At 35.3% G+C, this 22,123-nt stretch carries 20 protein-coding genes; 8 read left to right on the top strand and 12 right to left on the bottom strand.

Features of this window, described 5'->3' with window-relative positions; all coding sequences use genetic code 11:
* The first annotated feature begins 8 nt into the window (after positions 1-8).
* A complete protein-coding gene (locus tag O9A_RS04815; RefSeq protein ID WP_034459317.1) occupies positions 9-824 on the top strand; it encodes an MBL fold metallo-hydrolase in 816 nt (271 codons plus the stop codon).
* A gap of 63 nt (positions 825-887) precedes the next feature.
* On the opposite strand, the gene O9A_RS04820 is transcribed toward O9A_RS04815, so the two are convergent.
* Genes O9A_RS04820 through pcsA form a run of 3 tightly spaced genes read right to left on the bottom strand, consistent with a single transcriptional unit; the run spans position 888 to position 3,162 of the window.
* On the bottom strand, positions 888-1,289 hold the full coding sequence (locus O9A_RS04820) for a DUF6163 family protein (protein WP_034459320.1): 402 nt from the start codon (positions 1,287-1,289) through the stop codon (positions 888-890).
* The gene (locus O9A_RS04825; protein ID WP_034459323.1) at positions 1,286-2,332 is read right to left on the bottom strand and encodes an enoyl-CoA hydratase/isomerase family protein; all 1,047 of its coding nucleotides are present in this window, start codon (positions 2,330-2,332) and stop codon (positions 1,286-1,288) included. The genes O9A_RS04820 and O9A_RS04825 overlap by 4 nt, the downstream gene beginning before the upstream one ends.
* Before the next feature lie 26 nt (positions 2,333-2,358).
* The gene (gene pcsA / locus O9A_RS04830; protein WP_034459324.1) at positions 2,359-3,162 is read right to left on the bottom strand and encodes a phosphatidylcholine synthase; all 804 of its coding nucleotides are present in this window, start codon (positions 3,160-3,162) and stop codon (positions 2,359-2,361) included.
* Positions 3,163-3,336: 174 nt separating this feature from the next.
* Here pcsA and O9A_RS04835 point away from each other — a divergent pair, with 174 nt between their 5' ends.
* From O9A_RS04835 to sodC, 4 genes are all read left to right on the top strand, one after another.
* Positions 3,337-4,566: a UbiH/UbiF family hydroxylase gene (locus O9A_RS04835; RefSeq protein ID WP_034459326.1), complete on the top strand. Its 1,230-nt coding sequence runs from the start codon at positions 3,337-3,339 to the stop codon at positions 4,564-4,566.
* 282 nt (positions 4,567-4,848) lie between these two features.
* Positions 4,849-5,190, top strand: coding sequence for a hypothetical protein (locus tag O9A_RS04840; protein ID WP_034459328.1), 342 nt, complete (start codon positions 4,849-4,851; stop codon positions 5,188-5,190).
* Positions 5,183-5,527, top strand: a complete 345-nt coding sequence (locus O9A_RS04845; protein WP_342543606.1) for a hypothetical protein — start codon at positions 5,183-5,185, stop codon at positions 5,525-5,527. Before O9A_RS04840 ends, O9A_RS04845 begins: the two co-directional genes overlap by 8 nt.
* A gap of 360 nt (positions 5,528-5,887) precedes the next feature.
* Entirely contained in the window at positions 5,888-6,415 is a 528-nt protein-coding gene (sodC, locus tag O9A_RS04850) for a superoxide dismutase family protein (RefSeq protein WP_034459331.1), read from the top strand.
* 1,320 nt (positions 6,416-7,735) lie between these two features.
* On the opposite strand, the gene O9A_RS08020 is transcribed toward sodC, so the two are convergent.
* From O9A_RS08020 to O9A_RS04890, 7 genes are all read right to left on the bottom strand, one after another.
* Positions 7,736-7,945: a hypothetical protein gene (locus tag O9A_RS08020; RefSeq protein ID WP_154656373.1), complete on the bottom strand. Its 210-nt coding sequence runs from the start codon at positions 7,943-7,945 to the stop codon at positions 7,736-7,738.
* Positions 7,946-8,513: 568 nt separating this feature from the next.
* Positions 8,514-8,915, bottom strand: coding sequence for an SUF system Fe-S cluster assembly protein (locus O9A_RS04865; protein ID WP_034459333.1), 402 nt, complete (start codon positions 8,913-8,915; stop codon positions 8,514-8,516).
* Positions 8,908-10,152, bottom strand: coding sequence for a cysteine desulfurase (locus O9A_RS04870; RefSeq protein WP_034459335.1), 1,245 nt, complete (start codon positions 10,150-10,152; stop codon positions 8,908-8,910). Before O9A_RS04870 ends, O9A_RS04865 begins: the two co-directional genes overlap by 8 nt.
* Before the next feature lie 10 nt (positions 10,153-10,162).
* Complete coding sequence (sufD, locus tag O9A_RS04875) at positions 10,163-11,431, bottom strand: Fe-S cluster assembly protein SufD (RefSeq protein WP_034459336.1); 1,269 nt, start codon at positions 11,429-11,431, stop codon at positions 10,163-10,165.
* A gap of 11 nt (positions 11,432-11,442) precedes the next feature.
* The gene (sufC, locus tag O9A_RS04880) at positions 11,443-12,198 is read right to left on the bottom strand and encodes a Fe-S cluster assembly ATPase SufC (protein WP_034459338.1); all 756 of its coding nucleotides are present in this window, start codon (positions 12,196-12,198) and stop codon (positions 11,443-11,445) included.
* 55 nt (positions 12,199-12,253) lie between these two features.
* Positions 12,254-13,765: a Fe-S cluster assembly protein SufB gene (sufB, locus tag O9A_RS04885; protein WP_034459341.1), complete on the bottom strand. Its 1,512-nt coding sequence runs from the start codon at positions 13,763-13,765 to the stop codon at positions 12,254-12,256.
* A 157-nt stretch (positions 13,766-13,922) separates the two neighbouring features.
* Entirely contained in the window at positions 13,923-15,068 is a 1,146-nt protein-coding gene (locus O9A_RS04890; protein WP_034459343.1) for a cysteine desulfurase family protein, read from the bottom strand.
* Positions 15,069-15,259: 191 nt separating this feature from the next.
* Between O9A_RS04890 and O9A_RS04895 the strand changes: the two genes are divergently transcribed.
* The 3 genes from O9A_RS04895 (at position 15,260) to O9A_RS04905 (ending at position 18,145) form a co-directional block, all read left to right on the top strand.
* Positions 15,260-15,940 (top strand): alpha/beta hydrolase, encoded by a 681-nt coding sequence (locus tag O9A_RS04895; protein ID WP_034459345.1) that lies wholly within the window; start codon positions 15,260-15,262, stop codon positions 15,938-15,940.
* A 220-nt stretch (positions 15,941-16,160) separates the two neighbouring features.
* Positions 16,161-17,414 carry a tyrosine--tRNA ligase gene (gene tyrS, locus O9A_RS04900; protein ID WP_034459347.1) on the top strand — a complete coding sequence of 418 codons (1,254 nt, stop codon included), beginning with the start codon at positions 16,161-16,163 and terminating at the stop codon, positions 17,412-17,414.
* Positions 17,415-17,656: 242 nt separating this feature from the next.
* Entirely contained in the window at positions 17,657-18,145 is a 489-nt protein-coding gene (locus tag O9A_RS04905; protein ID WP_034459348.1) for a peroxiredoxin, read from the top strand.
* Positions 18,146-18,270: 125 nt separating this feature from the next.
* On the opposite strand, the gene prfB is transcribed toward O9A_RS04905, so the two are convergent.
* Both prfB and O9A_RS04915 read right to left on the bottom strand, forming a co-directional pair.
* Positions 18,271-19,399, bottom strand: a protein-coding gene (gene prfB, locus O9A_RS04910) for a peptide chain release factor 2 (RefSeq protein WP_154656374.1) whose coding sequence is annotated in 2 segments (ribosomal slippage) — positions 18,271-19,329 and positions 19,331-19,399 — 1,128 coding nt in all. Because the reading frame shifts where the segments join, the coding sequence is not laid out codon by codon here.
* Between the two features lie 191 nt (positions 19,400-19,590).
* Complete coding sequence (locus tag O9A_RS04915) at positions 19,591-22,056, bottom strand: penicillin-binding protein 1A (protein ID WP_034459354.1); 2,466 nt, start codon at positions 22,054-22,056, stop codon at positions 19,591-19,593.
* Positions 22,057-22,123: the final 67 nt, after the last annotated feature.

Consider the following 22,123-nt stretch of genomic DNA (forward strand, 5'->3'; position numbering starts at 1 on the left):
GAAAAGGTATGTCGGATCGGTACCGCTTTACAATATTAGGCTGTGGTTCTTCTCCTGGAGTTCCACGTCCCAATGGTGATTGGGGAGCGTGTGATCCCAATAACTTTAAAAATAAACGCTACAGAAGTTCTTTATTAGTCGAACGCATTCATAAATCAGGGAAAAAAACAACTATTGTTATTGATACTGGTCCAGATTTTCGATCACAAATGATCGATGCAGGTGTAAAGCATCTTGATGCTGCACTTTATACACATTCTCACGCAGATCATATTCACGGTATTGATGATTTACGTAGTTACGCACTTGCACAAAAATGTCTGATAGATATTTATGCCGATTCTTTTACACTAAGACATTTGAAAAATGCTTTCGGATATTGTTTTCAAACACCAAAAGGTTCATCTTATTCACCCATTTTAAAAGCGCATCTTATCAATGAAGATAGCCAATTTATAATCCAAGGGCAGGGTGGCTCAATACATGTCAATACGCACTTACAATTGCATGGCAGTATCTATTCTTTAGGTTTTCGTATTGGTAATGTTGCTTATTGTACAGATGTTAGTCAATTTCCTAAAAGAACATTAGCAAAGTTAATGAATTTGGATGTTTTAATTATTGAAGCTCTTCAGTTTAAATCTCACCCAAGTCATCTTTCTGTTGATCAAGCATTACAATGGATAAAATATTTAAAGTCCCAAAAAGCTATACTCACACATATGGATAGATCACTTGACTACAATGAAGTTATAAATTATCTCCCATCGCACATTAAACCTGCATATCAAGGGCTTGTTTTTGAAACAGAAGCACAAGTCTAAGAATCCGATAATTCTTGTATTCTTTCTTCTATAACATTAATCGCATAATATATATTATGGAACTTATTTTCCAAGTATCTGCCTTATAATCTGCCTTATAATTTGCAGTGTAATGAGAGTTAAGAATAATATTCCATGAAACACTGGTAAAATTAGCTGATAGTCAGAATAACAAATCATCGCTAACGTTTCGCTAAAAGCTGCAATGCACCATAAAATAATTCCCCAAGGTGAAGACATCCAAAGCCCAATTAATGCAATAGGATAAACAATAGCCAATGTGGCCGATAAACATTGCCATGACCATGGCATAAGATCAAAACGCCATAAAGCTCCTGGAAATACACCAACAAGACGTATCCAATAAAAAACACCTAAACCCAAGCAGATAAGCGCTAAAAACCGTAAATAACAGTTATAAATTAAATTAATTTTTGAAATCTTTTTTGGGGAGGTATTTATCAAAATAATAATTCTTTTTCAACAGTTTGGAAGTAAATATCTATCATTTCATCTGTTATACTCGACAGTTTATCTGGATGCCACCTTGGTGTTTTGTCTTTATCAATTAACATTGCACGTACACCTTCACGAAAATCATGTGAATTAATCATATGATGAGCAATGCGGTTTTCAATTTTCATACACTCTTCTAAAGTTTGAGATGAATTTTGTTTCATTTGTTTCCAAATAATTTTTAAGCTTGTTGGAGAGCGTGATTGCAAAATATCATAACATTCTTTAGCAAACAAAAGTCCTTCTTTACTTTTTTTATAAAGAAGTTCCATACATTCTTCTAACGTATGTGCACCAAAACAAACATTTATAACACCGCGTATTTCATGACTTGTTTCATAGTCTTTTGTAATCGCGCATTCTTCTAAAGCTAATTGAGGATTTCCTTGCTCAATAATAGCTGTTCTAATGCATTCTAATTCAATTTCAGGAACAGCATGTGTTGCTAACCCTAAGTTTAAGCAATCTCCCCATTTTATGCGTGCACCGGTCAATGCAAGATAAATGCCAAAGTGATTGGGAAGAGATGGTAAAAAAAAGCTTGCACCAACATCTGGAAAAAATCCAATAGCACCTTCTGGCATAGCAAAAAGTGTATTTTCTGTCACAATTCTGTGTGAACCATATATAGAAATACCTACACCTCCTCCCATCCAAATACCATTTAAAAAAGAAATGTAAGGTTTTGGGAAACGTCTAATATAAGCATTTAAGCGATATTCATCACTAAAATATTGATAAGAAGAGGGCTTTTCCCCCATATGGTAGATTTCCACAACATCCCCACCAGCACAAAAAGCACGTCCCTCCCCTTCAATTAAAACGCAAGAAATATCATCATCTGTTTCCCATGCATTCAGAGCTTTTTTAAAAGCGGAAACCATTCGCTCATTAAGAGCGTTTAACGCTGAAGAGCGTGTGAGCTTTATAATACCAACATGCCCTTTTTTTATAAAAGAGATTTCATCACCTGCTCCAAAGTCAATTTGCATCTCACACTCTTTCTAAAATTATCTATTTAATTGTTTTTTATTCCTAATTGAGGAAATATTTGCATAATAGCACCAATAGAATACATATAAACACCTGTTACTGAAATTCCTATCTTAACCCAAAATGGAGCATTCAGTTGGTAAAAAAATGCTGCAACACCAAAGGAACACCATAAAAGAAAAATTGGAAAATTAAGCCTACGCAAACGGATGACCCTTAGTGGATGGATGAAATAAATAGGTAAAAAAGATATGATTGCTGATAAGACAATAATGCTAAAGGTGATCCACTCCCCTGGTCTTACGACAAAAAGCGTGAAAACCATCATATTCCAAACGACAGGAAATCCTTTAAAAAAGTTTTCTTTGGTTTTCATTCCAGTATCTGCATAATAAATCGCCGATGAAATGACAATGATTGCACTTAATAAAAATGATAATCCTGATCCCATAAAACCACTTTGATAAAGCGCAAAAGCTGGAATTAAGACATAAGTCACATAATCAATGATATTATCCAGGAGTTCTCCAGACCATGTTGGAAGTACATACTTAACATCAAGTTTGCGCGCAATTGGCCCATCGATACCGTCAACAAGAAGTGCAAGTCCGAGCCAACAAAACATAGCAGTCCATTCTTTTTGAGAGGCTGATATAAGAGAAAGAAATGCTAAAAACGAACCCGAAGCTGTTAGTAAATGAACAGAAAAAGCCTTTGCTTGTGGCATTGTTACTTTTTTATGGCGCAAGAGATCTGCATTCGTTTTGATTTTTTTTGTTAGCTTTCGTTTCAAGGTTTTCTTATCCTCGTTTCTAAAATTTCCATTCATTTACCAACACGATATCTTTTCCATAGTATGATTCATCCTAAAAAAAACATAAAAAGGTTACTTTTTTATACTGCATTCTTTATTACATATAATAAGGAAATTTTATAAATAAAAAGAGATTATTCATTTAGAAACATTAAAATGTTTTGTAGATGAAGAAAGGCTCAAGTAATTGTGACATTTGAAAAAAATGAACATAAAGATATTGCTGTCATTGGCGCAGGCCCTGTTGGCATGTTAGCAGCATTGAATCTTGCGCATAAGGGCTATTCTGTTTGTCTTATTGGTCCATCTGTTGATACAAATGAATTACGCACGACCGCCCTTATGATGCCAGCAATTCGTACACTTCAAAAACTCAATATTTGGAATATTGTCAAAAGTCATGCAGTAGCTTTATCTTTCATTAGAATCATAGATATAACCTCTCGGATTGTGCGTGCTCCTACTGTAAATTTTTCTTCCGCTGAAATTGGTGAAGAGGCTTTTGGTTATAATATCCCTAATGTAGAGTTAAACAATGCTTTAGTCGCTTCTGTTGCGCGTACGCCTAATATCAAACGATTTTTGTCTTCAGCACACTTTTTCCATCACCAACCAAATCATATACATGTTACCCTTGCAGATGGTGGAGTTATTCAAGCATCGCTTGTTGTTGCAGCTGATGGACGCCACTCTCGAACACGAGAAGCAGCAGATATAAGTGTTAAAAAATGGAATTATCCGCAAACAGCACTCGTCCTTAATTTTTCTCATGATTTATCCCATCAAAATACATCGACTGAATTTCATACAGAAAGTGGTCCCTTTACACAGGTTCCACTCCCAGGACACAGATCCAGTCTTGTATGGGTTGTTAATCCTTCTCACGCTGAAGAATTATTGCATCTAGAATCAAAAAAAATTGTAAAAGTGATAGAAAAGCAAATGCAATCAATGCTCGGAAAGCTGACATTAGAAACACCAATTCAAGCATGGCCGCTTTCAGGACTTATTTCCCAACGTTTTGCTGCAAATAGGACAATCTTAGTAGGTGAAGCAGCCCATGTTTTGCCTCCTATTGGAGCGCAAGGATTGAATTTAGCTTTTCGTGATATTCAAACTTTGATTGATATTTTACCCAACAAAATATCTGATTCTAACTCTAAAATGATCGTTGCACATTATAACAAATGTCGGAAACCTGATATATTGATCCGAAGTGGATTTGTTCATATGCTCAATTCTGCTTTACTTTCTAGTATGTTACCTGTTCATATCATGCGAAGCGTTGGACTTGGATTATTACGTAATTGCTTACCGTTACGTAATTTATTTACGAGAGAAGGAATGTATCCCGGTTACGGATTTAAAGAAATTATGCAAACATTTCCAACCAAATCACCTAAACAAATAAAGCTTTGAAAAACTAAGAAAAGTCAAATTTATCGACGATAAAAAAATAACAAACTTTATTTTATATCTTTATTCTATTCTATTTGTATCAAAAAAAATGAACGTAAATCTATAGTCATTTAAAGATACGAATTTTGTAGAAATGCCAATTTAAAATGGCTGTTTTAGTTAATCAACATAAATTTTCAAAATTTTACGTCATTAAATATAGAATTGAAAATAAGCTATTCTCTGGAACCTGTCATCAATAAAAAGGTTATTTAAAGTATTGTTTTAACAGATGGTGATAAGATGGGATTAAATGAAAATTTGAAATTAAGTATTTTTTTTATGTTGATTATATGTATCTCACCTATAATTGCATTTTCAATAAGTAAAGTTTTCCATGCCCCTTATTGTCAAACCTTTGCCTATGCCCAAAAAGATATCACTAAACCAGGCCAAAATTCGTTTACTAACACGCAAATTAAAAATTGTCTTATGCAAAATGGCTTTGGGGTTATTAAACGATTGCGTTTAGATGACAAAGGTATTTGGCGCGCTTTAGTAGAATTTAAAAAGTGCCATTTTTTTGTATCTGTCGATTATTCTGGAATAGTTAGCGTCCGAAATGAAAGAAAAAAATGTGACTGATTTTAAAACTTATAGCAACGTTGATTCTTATAACAGTGATAAAAGAAATTTTTTAAAAAAGATTTGTCATTTTATTAAAGAGCTAGTTTTCATTGGAGGTTTAAATGGCAGCGTATCGGGAGCAATCGCAGCAATCCTAGCAGCCTATGGTTATATTGCTCTTCCAGGATTTGGTCCGATTATCGCAATGAGTACAGGTATAGCACTTTTCGTCGGAACGATAATTGGTGCAATGATAGGATCAATAATGGGTGTTTTTATCAGTATATTTTGTATTTTATGGGAAACTTATATACATCACAATAATTATTTTTCTTACAAACTTCGTAATGAGTAGAAAATTTTCGTCGTTTATTTTGCTCATGAACAAGTTATATTTATATATTCAAATTTTTTATAAAATCCGCATCATAAGATGGATAAAACACTAATTAAAACTAAGTTGTAAAAATTTCTTCTCTGATCTGATTTTTCACTGCGCTTTAAAAAAAACTGTTTTTTTAAAAGCATCTCTTGAAGAAATCTGCATTGTTTGATAGATAAAAAAAATCGTTCTAGATATGCTAGAAAATATTTAAGATATAAAATTTAATGAACTAACATATTGATTTTACATTTTTTAAGTGAAGAATTAATATTTGAAAACCAGTCTTTATTATAAAATATAAAATTCATTAATAATGAAAAAAGGTGCTGTATGAATAAACTTATATTTTTATTTTTAGCTCAAATTGCATTTTTAAACTGTATATCTAATGTATTAGCGAATTCTATACAAGTAAAGATTTATGAATTAAAAGAAAACAACATAAAAAATCCTATTGGTACAATTGAAATTGAAGAAAATATATACGGTTTGATTTTTACGCCAAATTTATCTAGTTTGCCAGAAGGTTTGCACGGTTTTCATATACATGAAAATCCTTCATGTGATACAAAAGATGGTGTAATTGGTGGTGCTGCAGGCGGTCATTATGATCCACAGCATACCAACAAACATCTTGGACCTTATAATATCAACGGTCATCTTGGTGACTTACCAACACTGTATGTTGATAAGCAAGGACAAGCGACGATGAGTGTTATCGCTCCACGTCTCAAAAAGCTTTCTGAAGTTAAAGGCCATTCAATGATAATTCATATAGGAGGGGATAATCAATCAGATAAGCCATTACCGCTTGGTGGAGGTGGTGCACGTTTAGCATGTGGTATTATTGAAGAATAAGTCTATCGGAATCTTTTAAAGTTATTGATATTTTTGTAAAAGATGAAAGAGTTTGTTTCTATTTCTGATATGTGAACAATCAAAAGTTTTTAATAATTCTCTAATGTAACACGTTCGGTAGTATAAAAACTCTTCCCTTCTGATGTTAGTTTTTTATTTTTTACGCTAATAGTGTATAATTAAGAGTGATAAGAGATAAATTAGAAAATTTGAGGATGGTAGAAACCTAGAAAACAAGTTCTTATGGGAAATGATTTCAATCAAACTGGTGAGATTCGCCAGTTTGATAAAATTGGTGAATGAGTTTAATATAAACAAAAAAATTTTTGTTCTTCTTTAATAATCTATTAACGATGTCCCAATTAGTATCATTACGCTCTTTTGCAGAAATCATAATTTGACTCTCAGAAAAATTTTCCCTATCAAATCTTATAAATCCATTTCCATGTAAACTTAAAAGCATTTAGAGTTCTTTTAGAAGATATCTAATTAACTTCCCATATTCTGAGCCTGAAAATCTCGCTAGCGACTAGATAACTAAAATTAGCCCACGAAAAATTGCTGACCGTTTGAAAAAATACTTGTCGTACATTTAAAAGCGATAGATAAGAATTTTTACTTCAAAAGACCAAAGTTTTATTTTTTATCCAAATATTGCAAGATGCCATTCTCTACTTAAATCTCGCATTCCTACAAGATCTGGATAAAGCCATTTATTTGCCACCAGCACCACTCTTAACAAATAACCACAGTAACGGATAAGATCTAACCTCTTCACTGATAACACGGAGCTGCTTATGTGTCATGGCGTTGGTTATTACATAAATATAATCTGCTTTGCTTGAATATCTTTGCATTCAATAATAATTTTCATCAGGTATATAGGTAAACTCCATATGTTTACACATAGTTTCTGAAAGCATACATTATATTTGCAACTAATAACCCATTGTTTCCATCGATCTTTTTGCAAAAGAGAGGCGCAAATCTGTAATAGCAAAATCTACCTCCACCTTGCCAATTTACACTTTTAAAAATACCATCTTGGTGCCATCGATCATCTGTTTTAAACGAGGAATAATGTGAGTATAGCAATGTTCACTAAGTTCAATTATACCGCTTACACTCCATTTTATGCATAACAAGCACCGGTAGCTCTCGAACCAGTAAAGAAATCTAATATAAAATCACTGGGATTGGTAGCAAGTTGAATAATGCATTCTTATGAGCCGTTCGGTTTTAGGATTACAAAAACATTATCAGAATTAAAGATTTGAGCTTCTTTTTTTTTGCATCTCGATTGTGTCCAACTTCCGTTTTTTATATTGGTTCTATGACAAGTTTGTTTATGACAAGAAGGTGGATAATCGCACAAATACCTTTAAGAACGACCCTCTGCACGGATAACTCTTCAGATTTCCAAGAATTATGCAGGTCATTATCAGGGTTTTTATAGCGTGCACCTACATCGGTTAAACGAAGAATAAAATTAGATCGCCAAACAGTTTTATCTTTAGCATAAACTATCACAAAATCATGATTATTTGGAAGCCATTTTACATCATTTTATGGAGCATATTTCCTTCTACTAAATAACACTATTTACAAAAATTGATAAAATTGTGTTAACCAAAAACCTTGTTCATAATTACTTTCAGATAAGCTTGCTCATCATAATCAATAGATATCCATATGTCTTCCATCATACACAAATAAATAAATGATGTAACAGCTCTAATTTATCCTGCATAAGGCTTAGCCATATGGAATGCTCTAAACATCTTCATAATGTTCAAATGCAATTTAGATCGATATAGATACATTTCACTTTATCTATTATTTTTTGTTCAAGCCCTTAGAGAATTATACCAAAAGTGAGTTTATTATCAAATAATATCGTGATCGGGCACTACTTAATGCGAAGCATGATAAAATTTTTCAAGATCTTCCAATAAAATACGGGGCCTAAGTTTGGACGTTTTTCTTTTCGAATTTAAGTGAATTTTAACTTTTATTTATTTAATTTCCTAGATTTAAATGTTTACAAGAATGAATAAGAGCATTCATAAATGGCTCAATTAAACTAATTTAATAGTATTTAATACCATCCGACAGCAACTTGCGCTTCTTCTGACATACAATCAGGTGTCCATGGTGGATCGAATGTCATAATCACTTCAACATGCAAGACACCCTCAACTGCACTTACAGCATTTTCTACCCAACCCGGCATTTCACCTGCAACAGGACACCCAGGTGCTGTAAGCGTCATTTCAATTTTTACCGAACGATCATCTTCAATATCAATACGATAAATCAATCCTAACTCATAAATATCAGCAGGAATCTCCGGATCATAAACTGTTTTGAGAGCAGCGATAATATTATTCGTCATACGATCAATTTCGTCTGCCGGAATTGCTGATATGTAAGATTTTTTATTCTCTCTTACAGTTTCAACAGGTTTTGTAGAATGACGCTCTTCAATTGATTCAGCCATTAAAAAATGTCCTTGTTTCTTTCAATGCTTCTACTAACTGATCAATATCTTCATAATTATTATACATAGCTAATGATGCACGACAAATAGATGTTAAACCAAAGTGTTGTAATAAAGGTTGTGCACAATGGGTTCCTGCCCGTATAGCAACCCCTTTTCTATCCAAAAACATCGCAACATCATGTGCATGAATACCTTCAATTACAAATGATATAATCGCTCCTTTATGAGGAGAATGACCATAGATACGTAATGAATCAACCGTTTTTAATTTTTCATGCGCATAAGTTAAAAGTGCCATTTCATGTGCTTGAATTGCTTTTCGATTCTCCTTTTGCATATAATCAATAGCAGTGGCCAATCCAATAGCTTCAACTATAGGAGGAGTTCCTGCTTCAAAGCGGTAAGGAGGAGCATTATAAGAAACTTTATTGATTGTCACATCTTCAATCATTTCCCCTCCCCCTTGAAAAGGATGCATTTCCTCCAGCCTATGTTCCTTACCATAAAGGACACCAATACCTGTAGGACCATAAAGCTTATGACCAGTAAACACATACCAATCACAATCAAGATCTTGCACATCAACTGTTAAATGTATAGCTCCTTGGGAACCATCAACAAGAACAGGAATAGTATTTTGATGCGCTCTTTTAATAATCTCTTTAACAGGAGGTATAGTTCCCAATATATTTGACATATGAGTAAGAGTGACAAGCCGCGTTCTTTCGCTTAAAGCCTTTTCAAAATCTTCAATATGAAGAACACCATTTTCATCAACAGGAACGAAAACGAGCTTAATACCTTTTTGTTCACGAAGAAAATGCCAAGGAATAATATTTGAATGATGTTCCATGATAGTAAGAACAATTTCATCACCTTCCCTTAATTTGGACATAGCCCAGCCATAAGCAACAGTATTAATAGCTTCTGTTGCGTTTTTTGTAAAAACAATTTCTTTAGCTGTTTGAGCATTTAAAAAAGTACGAACTGTTTCACGGGCATTTTCATAAGATTGTGTTACTGCATTCGCTAAAAAATATATTCCTCTATGAACATTAGCGTAACTATGTTGATAGCAATTATTCATTGCATCGAGCACTGATTGTGGTTTTTGAGCAGAAGCACCACTGTCAAGATAAGCTAATCGCTTTCCATAAACATCACGGTGCAAAAGGGGAAAATCACGTCGAATTTCTTCTACATTATAATTTAATGTTTGTACGTTATTTTCCATTTTCTCTACTTTAAATATTTTTTTCTAACCATTTACCAATGATATTTTCCAAAATGGCTTGGATATTTTCCTGCTTGACGTCATCAATGAGTTCGGAGACAAATCCTTTAATTAAAAGAGAACGAGCAGTTTTAAAAGGGATACCACGCGCCATAAGATAGAAAAGATGATCATAATTAATATTAGCAACCGTCGCACCATGGCCACATGCAACATCATCAGCGAAAATTTCTAGTTCAGGCTTTGCATTAAATTCTGCATCATCTGAAAGAAGAAGACTATTACAAGTCATGCGAGCATCTGTTTTTTGAGCTTTTTGAGCAACACGTATTATGCCCTGAAACACACCAACCGCCTTATCAGTAACCACATTACGTACAATTTCGGTTGAGGTTGATTTTTCTTCAACGTGACGAACAGTCATCGTAAGATCGCTGTGTGTTTGTCCAGAGAGCAAATTTATGACCCGTAATTGAAAATCAGACTCTTCTCCTTGTAATTCAACATCAATTTCCTGACGATTAAGTTGACTGCCTATATTAATCACATACAGCGATAATTTAGCACTTTGGCCAAGGATAGCACGAAATTTACCAAACTGTGTAGAATCAAAACCACGATTGCGAATAAGAATCCATGTAACATCACCATAAGCTGCAACATCTAATGAATATATCGAACTGATGAAGGTCTCTTTATCATCGCCAATCTGATGTTCAACAAATACAGCTTGACTGTTTTTATCCATTTTTATATCTGAAAAAGTATGAGATTGCCCACCCATTTGAATATTTTGTAATTCAATCGGAATATTTAATTTTGTATTTTCAGGAATATGAAAAAGCCAGCCATCCGTAACAAAAGCGGTATTTAATTGTCCAATAAAATCTTCATCAGCAGTGATACAGTTTATCTTTGCAATTTTTTTTTCCAGTGCCTCTGCAAAACGTTTTATTGTAACACCTGATATGTCTGAGTGTGTAAGTGTTTTGCCGTTTTCAATGGAAAATAGGTGACTTTCTGAAAGTAATCTGCCAACCAATTGCCCGTTATTTTCTGGTAAAAAATTGCTCACAGATTTTAGTAATGTGCGCAAATTAGTATAGTGCCAGCTTTCGATTTTACGTGAAGGGAGTCTTGTGGTTTGAAACAATTCAATAGATTTTTTACGGACTTCTTGCACTGTCTTATCACCAGGTAAATTGTTCACACGCTGATTAAAATTCTTCACTATATCTTCTTCAACCGTTAACAATTCTTGCTGCGAATTCACATTCATATTTGATGACCTCAAGCTGCTTCTCTGATAAGATCAGTATACCCATTCTGTTCTAAATAAAGCGCTAATGATTTATCTCCGCTTTTAATAATACGTCCTTTATAAAGAACATGTACCGTATCAGGAATAATATAATTAAGCAGTCTTTGATAATGGGTAATAACCAAAAATGAACGCTTTGGATCGTGGAGCTTATTGACACCATCTGCAACAATTTTTAGTGCATCAATATCTAAACCAGAGTCTGTTTCATCTAAAATGCAAAGTTTAGGTTCAAGAAGCGCCATTTGTAAAATTTCAGCACGTTTTTTTTCTCCACCTGAAAAACCTACATTTAAAGGACGTTTGAGCATATCCATATCTATTTCAAGTTTGGAAGAAATTTCTTTAACGCATTTAATAAATTCAGGAATTTTGAGCTCTTGATCACCACGCGCTTTGCGTTGAGAATTCATCGCAACTTTTAAAAATTCCATCGTTGCTACCCCAGGTATTTCCATTGGATATTGAAATGCAAGAAAAACACCATATGTAGCACGCTCTGCTGGATCCATTTCTAAAAGTGATTGTCCATTATAAAGAATATCACCATCTATCACCTCATAATCATCACGACCAGCAAGTAAATAAGACAAGGTAGACTTTCCAGCCCCATTCTGTCCCATGATAGCAGCAACTTCACCGTCTTCAACAGTCAAGTTTAAACCACGAATAACTTCTGTATCGGTTCCAATAATACGGGCGCGTAAATTTTTTATCTCTAACATCATTTAATTCCTGTTCTGGTTGTTCTATGTTAAGTGTGCTCTTTACTTTAAATAATTATCCCACACTACCTTCAAGACTTATACCAATAAGCTTCTGTGCTTCGACAGCAAATTCCATTGGAAGTTTCTGAATAACTTCTTTTACAAAACCATTCACAATTAATGCGATTGCTTCTTCTTCAGAAATTCCTCGCTGCATAACATAAAAAAGCTGATCATCAGAAATTTTTGATGTTGTTGCTTCATGTTCAAATTGCGCTGTCGCATTTTTTACTTCAATATAAGGTACCGTATGAGCACCGCAATCATTGCCAATTAACAAACTATCACATTGCGTAAAATTACGCGCATTGTATGCTTTTCGCTGCGCTGTAACTTGTCCCCGATAAGTATTATTTGAAAAACCGGCAGAAATGCCTTTGGAAACAATACGACTGGATGTATTTTTTCCCAAGTGAATCATTTTCGTACCGGAATCAATTTGTTGATGACCATTTGCTACAGCAATAGAATAAAATTCTCCACGTGAATTGTCACCACGAAGTAAGCAAGAGGGATATTTCCAAGTGATTGCAGAACCTGTTTCGATCTGTGTCCATGAGATTTTTGAACTATCGCCCCGACAATCTCCGCGCTTTGTCACAAAATTATAAATACCACCGTTACCCTCTTTATCGCCAGGATACCAATTTTGTACTGTAGAATATTTAATTTCTGCATTTTTGAGCGCAACAAGTTCAACAACAGCAGCATGTAGTTGATTTTCATCACGTTGGGGTGCCGTACACCCCTCAAGATAAGAAACGTAAGAATCTTCATCTGCAATAATCAATGTTCTTTCAAATTGGCCTGTATTGCGTTCATTAATCCTAAAATAGGTTGAAAGCTCCATAGGACAACGAATCCCTTTGGGAATATAAACAAATGAACCATCTGTAAAAACAGCTGCATTTAAGGCAGCATAATAATTGTCTCCCACAGGTACAACTGTTCCTAAATATTCCTTAATAAGAGCAGAATGCTCGATAATTGCTTCTGAAATAGAGCAAAAAATAACACCAGCACGTGCTAACTCTTTTTTAAATGTCGTCACAACAGAAACGGAATCAAAGACTGCATCAACAGCTACCTGCCCTGATGCATAAATACTCTCATCAAAACTAGAAGGATCAGATTGTTTTCTTACTCCTGCCAAAATTTCTTGCTCTTTAAGTGGAATGCCAAGTTTTTCATAGGTTGCCAACAATTCAGGATCCACTTCATCGAGAGATTTTGGTCCTGTGTGATTTTCAGGAGCGGCATAATAATGAAGTTCCTGAAATTCGATTTTGGGGTATTCAATACGTGCCCAATCAGGTTCTTGCATTGTCAACCAATGGTGAAAAGCTTGTAAACGCCATTTTAGCATCCATTCAGGTTCGCGTTTTTTAGCAGAAATAAATCTGATAATATTTTCGTTTAAACCTTTTGGAGCTTTGTCTGTTTTAATTTTTGTTTCAAAGCCGTATTTATATTGATCAACATCTATTTCACGTACCTGACGTATTGTTTCTTGTACTGCCGGCATAAATTTTCTCCATTTTGAGGCATCAAGAATCGGTGATTAAAGGTCTTGTTTTTTATAAGAGTGAAGCAAGCAATTCATTTTCTAGGCTATATGCAAAGTGAAAAAAATTCAATCAAGCTTATTTTATTTTTTTAAATAATTCTAATTTTCATAAACTTCACCTTTTTTTCTTATTCACAATTTGAGAAAAAAACAATAAAAAATCACCAATATCTTTAGAAGTTGTACACCGTCCTGTTGAAATGCGAATTGCACCATTTGGAATATGATATCCCATTGCCTCTAAGACGCGGCTTTGTTTTACTTTTCCTGAAGAGCAAGCAGAACCTGATGATACAGAAAATCCTGCCAAATCAAAACTAATTTGCAGAGTTTCAGCTTTTATATCGGGTACAGTGAAATAAGTTGTATTTGGTAAACGTTGAGCTCCTTTACCAAAAATTTCAATATCACAACACATTTTCTGTATTCCATCTTCTAATTTATTACGTAAATAGAGTAGTTGCTTTATCTCTTCTTGGCTGTAACAATCAGCTATTGCTGCCCCAAAAGCAGCAATAAGCGGCACTGCTTCTGTTCCTCCACGTAAACCTTTTTCTTGCCCTCCTCCCACAATAAGAGGATGTGGCATCAAAAGGTTCCCGCATGAAACAATAGCACCAATTCCTTTAGGTCCGCCGATTTTATGTCCAGACAGTATAAAAAAATCTCCTCCCATCTGATGAATATCAACAAAACTTTTATCTACATATTGTGTCAAGTCAACAATAAGAACGCCTTCATAATCCCTCACAATGGCAGCTATTTCTTTTATTCGTTGAATAACACCCGTTTCACCATTTGCGGCTTGAATAGCAACAAGAGGAAGCCCCTTTATTTTATCATGAAGGCGTAAAAGAGAGACTAATTCATCTTGTTGAATAAGCCCATCTTGATTAACAGCAACTATACTGATGAATTCTTTAGGGAAACGTCCGCCTTCTGCAATTGATGGATGTTCAGTAGCTCCAATGTAAAGATGAGAAAATTGAATTTTAGAGCTTCCCATGTTATAAAAGGGTGTTAATAAAGTCATGGCTGCTTCACTTGCGCCAGATGTAAATACAACATGATCTGGATTTGTGTTGAGACTTTTAGCAATTTGTCGACGTGCTTTTTGTAATAAAGCTTTAGCAGCACGTCCTTCCGTGTGAACAGATGAGGGATTACCAAATATCTCTAAAGATTTCAATAATGCCAACTGTGCCGTCTTCTTAAGCGGTGTTGTCGCGTTATGATCAAAATATCGACGTTTTACAACCATTTTACATCGCAATCATTAATCTTTAAGAATTGATTTTTAAAAAGTAGTGCAATTTTCTTGAAAAATACACCAAAAACAGAATATCTAACGGTTCATGAAAACGAAATGAATATATTAAAGTAGATATAAAGTAGACGAAGAATAATAAACCAAGGTTAATGAAAGCCTTTATAGCATTTAAGGAGCATTTGATGCCAGAAATTATTTTTAATGGTCCCGCAGGTCGGCTTGAAGGACGTTATCAACCGTCACAACAAAAAAATGCACCAATTGCCATTATTTTGCATCCTCATCCTCAATTTGGTGGAACGATGAATAATAAGATTGTTTATGACCTCTTCTATATGTTTCAACAACGCGGTTTTACCACATTACGTTTTAATTTTCGTGGTATTGGTCGCAGTCAAGGCGAGTTTGATTATGGAATAGGAGAGCTTTCAGATGCCGCTGCTGCACTCGATTGGGTACAAACACAACATCCTGATTCTAAAAATTGCTGGGTCGCTGGATATTCATTTGGTGCTTGGATTGGTATGCAACTTTTAATGCGCAGGCCAGAAATTGAGAGCTTTATATCTGTTGCTCCTCAACCTAATATTTATGACTTTTCATTTCTTGCTCCTTGTCCCTCCTCTGGGCTTATTATTCACGGTGACATCGATAGGGTCGCACCATCAAAAGATGTTCAAACGCTTGTCGATAAATTAAAAACGCAAAAAGGCATTACCATTACACAAGAAATACTAGAAGGTGCTAACCACTTTTTTAGCGGGTGTAATCAGGAACTTATTGAACGATGTGCACAATATTTGGATAATCATATTGCAAGTGAGCTCCTCACTTCTCCACCTGAAATACTTTCACTTACTTAAAAATGTTAGAAATTAAAAAATATTCTTATAACAGATATGCTGCTTATTCTTTGCGTTTTTTCAAAGTTTTCCTCCTATTTATCTCTAAAGGTAAAAAATAATCTCTGTGTTATAAGCAATATTTTCCATTCTCTTGTGATATATACATTATCTATGCTAGAGAAAATGCATAAATGATCTATTCTATAAAAAATGCAATATTCATCAGGAAATAAAATCTGTGCTTGCTTTTAAATCTGATTTTTTAAATACTATGAGCGAACGTGGTTTTATCCACCAAATTTCCGATGAAAAGGGTTTAGATGCTCTTTTTTCAAAAGAAGTTGTTAGTGCCTATATTGGATTTGATCCTACAGCTTCAAGTCTCCATGCTGGCAATCTTCTTCAAATTATGATGCTTTATTGGTTACAAAAAACCGGTCATCGACCTATTGCTTTGATGGGGGGAGGAACAGGATTAATCGGTGATCCTTCCTTTAAGGATAAAGCGCGACGTCTTCTGACACAAGATGATATCGCTGAAAACATTGCTGGTATTAAAAAGGTATTTTCTCGCTATTTAACATTCGGTGAGAGAGAAACCGATGCATGCATTGTTAATAATGCTGAATGGCTGAGCACTTTAAATTACTTAGAATTTTTGCGTGATGTAGGAAAGCATTTTTCCGTTAACCGTATGTTGTCATTTGATTCTGTCAGACTGAGACTTGAACGCGAACATTCTTTATCATTTTTAGAGTTTAATTATATGATCTTGCAAGCTTATGATTTTGTTGAACTTTATAAGCGTTATGGGCTCCGTATGCAAATGGGTGGCTCTGATCAATGGGGTAATATTATCAACGGGATTGAACTAGGACATCGCTTAGGAACACCACAGTTATATGCTCTTACTTCACCATTACTGACAACTTCTTCCGGTGCAAAAATGGGTAAGTCATTGAATGGAGCTATATGGCTTAATGCTGATATGCTTTCACCTTATCAATTTTGGCAATATTGGCGAAACATAGAAGATGCTGATGTCACACGATTTTTAAAGCTTTATACACCATTGCCAATGGACGAAATTCTTAAACTTTCTGCATTACAAGAGACTGAAATTAATGAAGCAAAGAAAATTCTTGCAACAGAAATTACAGCAATGTTACACGGACGCGATTTTGCAAATGCAGCAGCAAAAACTGCGCGGAAAACTTTTGAAGAAAGAACACTTGGAGAAAATCTTCCAACTGTTGAAATTAACGCCACAGACTTAAAAACGGGTACTGGATTGCTGATTCTTTTAGTACAAGCAGGACTCGCTAAATCGAACAGTGAAGCACGCCGACATATTCAAGGTGGAGGAGTTCGTGTCAATGATCACATTATTGAGGATGAAACGCATCTTATTCGTGAAGAAGATATCAATGCACAAGGAATTATTAAACTTTCCTTCGGTAAGAAAAAACATGTTTTGATAAAACCGCTCTAATCTCTTTGTTATTTTCTGCACTCATTTTATAACTTTTTACGTTGCTTTGATGTGCAAGGCTTGTGCTTCTGATAGCTAACTTCATTCATTATACTATAATGCGCCCTTTACGATAAATGATAATTCTCCAAAATAGTTATATTCTAGAGAGTTGAAGAATAATTTTTATGATTTTATTCTCTTATTTCATGATTCTATGTATTCTCATATGCAATGCTTACGCAAAAAAGAAAGGCTCAACAATGACAAGACAAATGAAAGGCACTCCAGCACCTGATTTCAATTTGCCACGCGATGGAGGAGGTAAATTATGCCTTTCTGATTTTCAAGGAAAAATGGTTGTTTTATATTTTTATCCGAAAGATGACACCAGTGGCTGCACAAGTGAAGCCATTGATTTTACGCGACTAAAGACAAAATTTGATGAAATCGGGGTTGTTATTATTGGGATGTCCCCGGACAATGTTAAAAAACATGATAAATTTAAAACAAAACACGCGCTTGATATTATCCTTGTTTCTGATGAAGAAAAAACAACGCTTGAGAATTATGGCGTTTGGATTGAAAAAAGCATGTATGGGCGAAAATATATGGGCGTTGAACGAAGCACTTTTTTAATTGATCCAACTGGAATAATATCTGAAGAATGGCGCAAAGTTAGCGTATCTGGACACGCCGAAAGTGTTTTAGCTGCTGCTACAGTTTTACATCGTAATAGCTTGTCAATTTAGTAACGCGATGCCTCCATAAAAAAGAAAACTCTCCTCCAATTGGTTTTCAATTGGTAAACTGGACTAACAGGATGAAGAACCGACTAAGCAAACAACCTATAAAAGTTAAGAAAGATTATGTCTGATTAATCAATATCCTCAATTTCTCGACCTTTCCCGTAGATTCGTCGAGCAAGTGCAGCTTCTATAAAGGAATCTAAATTGCCATTAAGTACGGATTGGGGATCAGTATTTTCAACACCTGTGCGCAAATCTTTGACAAGTTGATAAGGCTGAAGAACATACGATCTAATTTGATGCCCCCACCCGATTTCTGTCTTAGAAGCTTCAACAGCATTTGTTTTTTCTTCTTTCTTTTTGAGCTCTTCTTCATAAAGTCTTGCACGCAACATAGACCACGCAGTTGCTCGATTTTTGTGCTGAGAACGCTCTGTTTGACATTGAACAACAATACCTGTTTTCATATGTGTGATGCGAACTGCAGAATCTGTTGTATTGACATGTTGTCCTCCAGCTCCTGATGCACGATATGTATCAATACGAACATCTGCCTCTGAAACATCAATTTCAATATTATCATCAATAACTGGGTAGATCCAAATGCTTGCGAAAGAAGTATGACGTTTCGCATTTGAATCAAACGGCGAAATGCGTACCAAACGATGTACACCTGATTCCGTCTTCAACATACCATACGCATTATGCCCTTTTACGAGAAGAGTCGCTGATTTTATTCCTGCTTCTTCCCCATCATGAATTTCTAAGATTTCAACCTTCATTTTATGCTGTTCAGCCCAGCGCATATACATGCGTAACAGCATAGAAGCCCAGTCTTGGCTTTCCGTACCTCCCGCACCAGCATGCACTTCTAGATAAGTATCATTCTGATCGGCTTCTCCTGAAAGAAGCACATCAATTTGTCTTTTATCTATTTCACTCTTAAGATTACGTATTGAATTTTCTGCATCCGTGATGATTTCGATATCACTTTCTTCTTCGCCCATTGCGATTAACTCAATGCACTCTTCAAGTGTTTTTGTAAATGATCGAATTACATTAATTGAATTATCAAGATGCTGACGCTCACGCATCATATCTTGCGCTTGTTGTGCATTATACCAAAGTGTTGGATCTTCTGCTTTTTGATTGAGATATTCGAGACGTTTTAGTGATTGATCCCAGTCAAAGATGCCCCCTTAGTAACTTAATTGCTTGTTGGATTTCATCGACTAATGTTTCTATTTCTGCTCGCATAATTTAAATACCATAGTTTTTATTTTAAGATTATTTTGAGTTATATAAATCTTAGCATTTTTACAAATTCAATAATGGTCATAACAAGACACCCGCATAGCTTCATTAATTTCTTTACTGTAGCTATACTGCAAAAAAACAGATAAAAATTATTTCTCTCTACAAGTTATCTCAAAAAAGATACTCACTGATTAATACAACCCACCCATACCACTTTCAAGAGCCTTGTTGACCTGTGGAGAAGTCGTTATTGAAGGAACACCATCTTGAAAAGAGTTTGTACTCCCGATAACTTGATATATATCAGCAGGTCCAGTTCCTGGTTTAAAGGCTTCTATAATGACATCGCGATCTCCTACTTCAGCAAGCATACCTGTCTTACGATTAATCGGCATTAAAATCATACCTTCTGGCATTTTAAATGGTACATCTGGCTTTCCTTTCAAAGCCCCTGCAATAAACTCACCGAAAATAGGTGCTGCCAGTGAACTTCCTGTTCTATTGTATCCTAGCGGTGCTGGTTGATCGTAACCGACAAAAATACCAACAACAAGATCAGGAGTAAATCCCATAAACCATACATCTTTAGAATCATTGGTTGTCCCTGTTTTAGCTGCAATATGTCGATTGAGGAAGCGTAAACGCCCAGCTGTACCGCGCTGAATAACTCCCTCCATCATTGATGTAATCTGATAAGCTGTCATAGGATCAAGAACTTGATCTCGCTCATCAGTTAATGTGGGTTCACTTTGATTATCCCATAATTGAGCATTACAATTTTCACAAAGACGATCATCATGACGGTAAATTGTTTTTCCATAACGATCTTGAATTCTGTCTATTAAAGAAGGATTAATAGAACGTCCCCCATTGGCTATCACTGAATAAGCTGTAACCATCCGTAGAACTGTTGTTTCAGCAGCCCCTAAAGCCATGGGAAGATAAGGTTGTAATTTATCTACGATACCAAAACGCTCTGCATATTCAGCGACAAGAGGCATTCCCATATCATTGGCAAGCCGTATCGTCATAAGATTACGAGAGTATTCAATGCCATAACGCAACGTCGAAGGTCCCGCAAAGGTGCCACCATAATTTTTAGGTTGCCAAACCTCACCATTATATTGACGAATTTCGATAGGACCATCTAAAACAACGGATGCTGGTGTATATCCATTATCAAGTGCGGCTGCATATACGAAAGGCTTGAAAGCAGAACCAGGTTGACGATAGGCTTGTGTTGCTCGATTAAATTCAGATGCTGCAAAAGAAAATCCTCCCACCATCGCGAGAACACGCCCTGTATGAGGTTCCATAGCCACAATTGCACCTTCAACCTTTGGGATTTGTTGTAAACGATAAGCATTATCCGTATTTGATACTTTCTCAACAAAAACTACATCTCCAACTTGCAGGACATGAGATAAATTTTGAACAGTTTTTCGATAGCCATTTTCTTTAACAATATGTAATGCCCATTTTGAATCGGCTTCAGACAAAACAGCAATTTCCCGCTTTGTTGATAATAAACCTGACGCTTCATGCTGTGGCTGTAAACCAATCTCCACTTTATTAGCGTTAGCAGAAAGAACAACAGCTAAACGCCATTCAGGGATATCACTTAATCCAGCTATATTTGCGAGTTCTATACCCCAATCATCTTTCTTATTAATATGCCCGTAAACTCCGCGCCATCCTTGTGAATGATCAAATTTAATTAATCCATTGTGCAAAGCACGCCTCGCAATAAGTTGCAAATGCGGATCAAGCGTTGTACGAATTGAAAGTCCACCTTCATAAAGCGTTTTAGTTCCATAACGGTGCATTAAACGGCGCCGCACTTCTTCAGTAAAATAGTCAGCAGCAAAAACGTAGTTCTCGCTTCTCCGTACTGTAACTCCTAACGGTTTTGCTTTAGCTTCTTCACCTTGTTCACGTGTTACATATCCATTTGCAACCATCCGATCTATAACCCAATTGCGTCGATTAATAGCCCGCTGTGTATTCTTAAATGGATCATAATTTGCTGGACCTTTTGGAAGAGCAGCCAAATAAGCGCACTGCTCTAAGGTAAGATCATTAACGGATTTATTGAAATAGGTCAAAGATGCTGCTGCGATACCATAAGTACTACGACCAAGATAAATTTCATTGAGATAAAGTTCGAGAATATGATCTTTCGAGTAAGTCTTTTCAATACGCATCGCCAGGATAGCTTCCTTTAATTTACGCTCTAACGTTGCATCTGAGCTTAAAAGAAAGTTTTTAGCGACTTGTTGTGTAATGGTTGATGCTCCTTCCGGACGTTTTCCAGAACCAATATTGCGGATATTATTAAGCAAAGCTCTAGAAAGCCCTTCAGGATCCAAACCAAAATGATGATAAAAATTTTTATCTTCAGCTGAAATAAAAGCGGCTTTAAGAAGCTTTGGTATTGACTGAATTGGTAAATAGAGGCGACGTTTTGTAGCAAATTCTGCCATAAAGCTCCCATCAGAAGCATGGACGCGAGTCATCACAGGTGGCTCATAGAGCGAAAGAACTTCATAATCAGGAAGCACATTTGCCTGATTCTTTGCTATCGCTCCTTGCGTCATTACTCTCCAAAATCCAATTACAACAATAAAACTCAAAAGATATCTAAAAAAAATTATCATCAAAACGCTGTCGCTTTCTTTAAGAATGAATAAAAAAACACATCACCTCACCGACAACAAGGTGATA

Source organism: Bartonella koehlerae C-29, from assembly GCF_000706625.1.
Taxonomy (GTDB): Bacteria; Pseudomonadota; Alphaproteobacteria; order Rhizobiales; family Rhizobiaceae; genus Bartonella; species Bartonella koehlerae.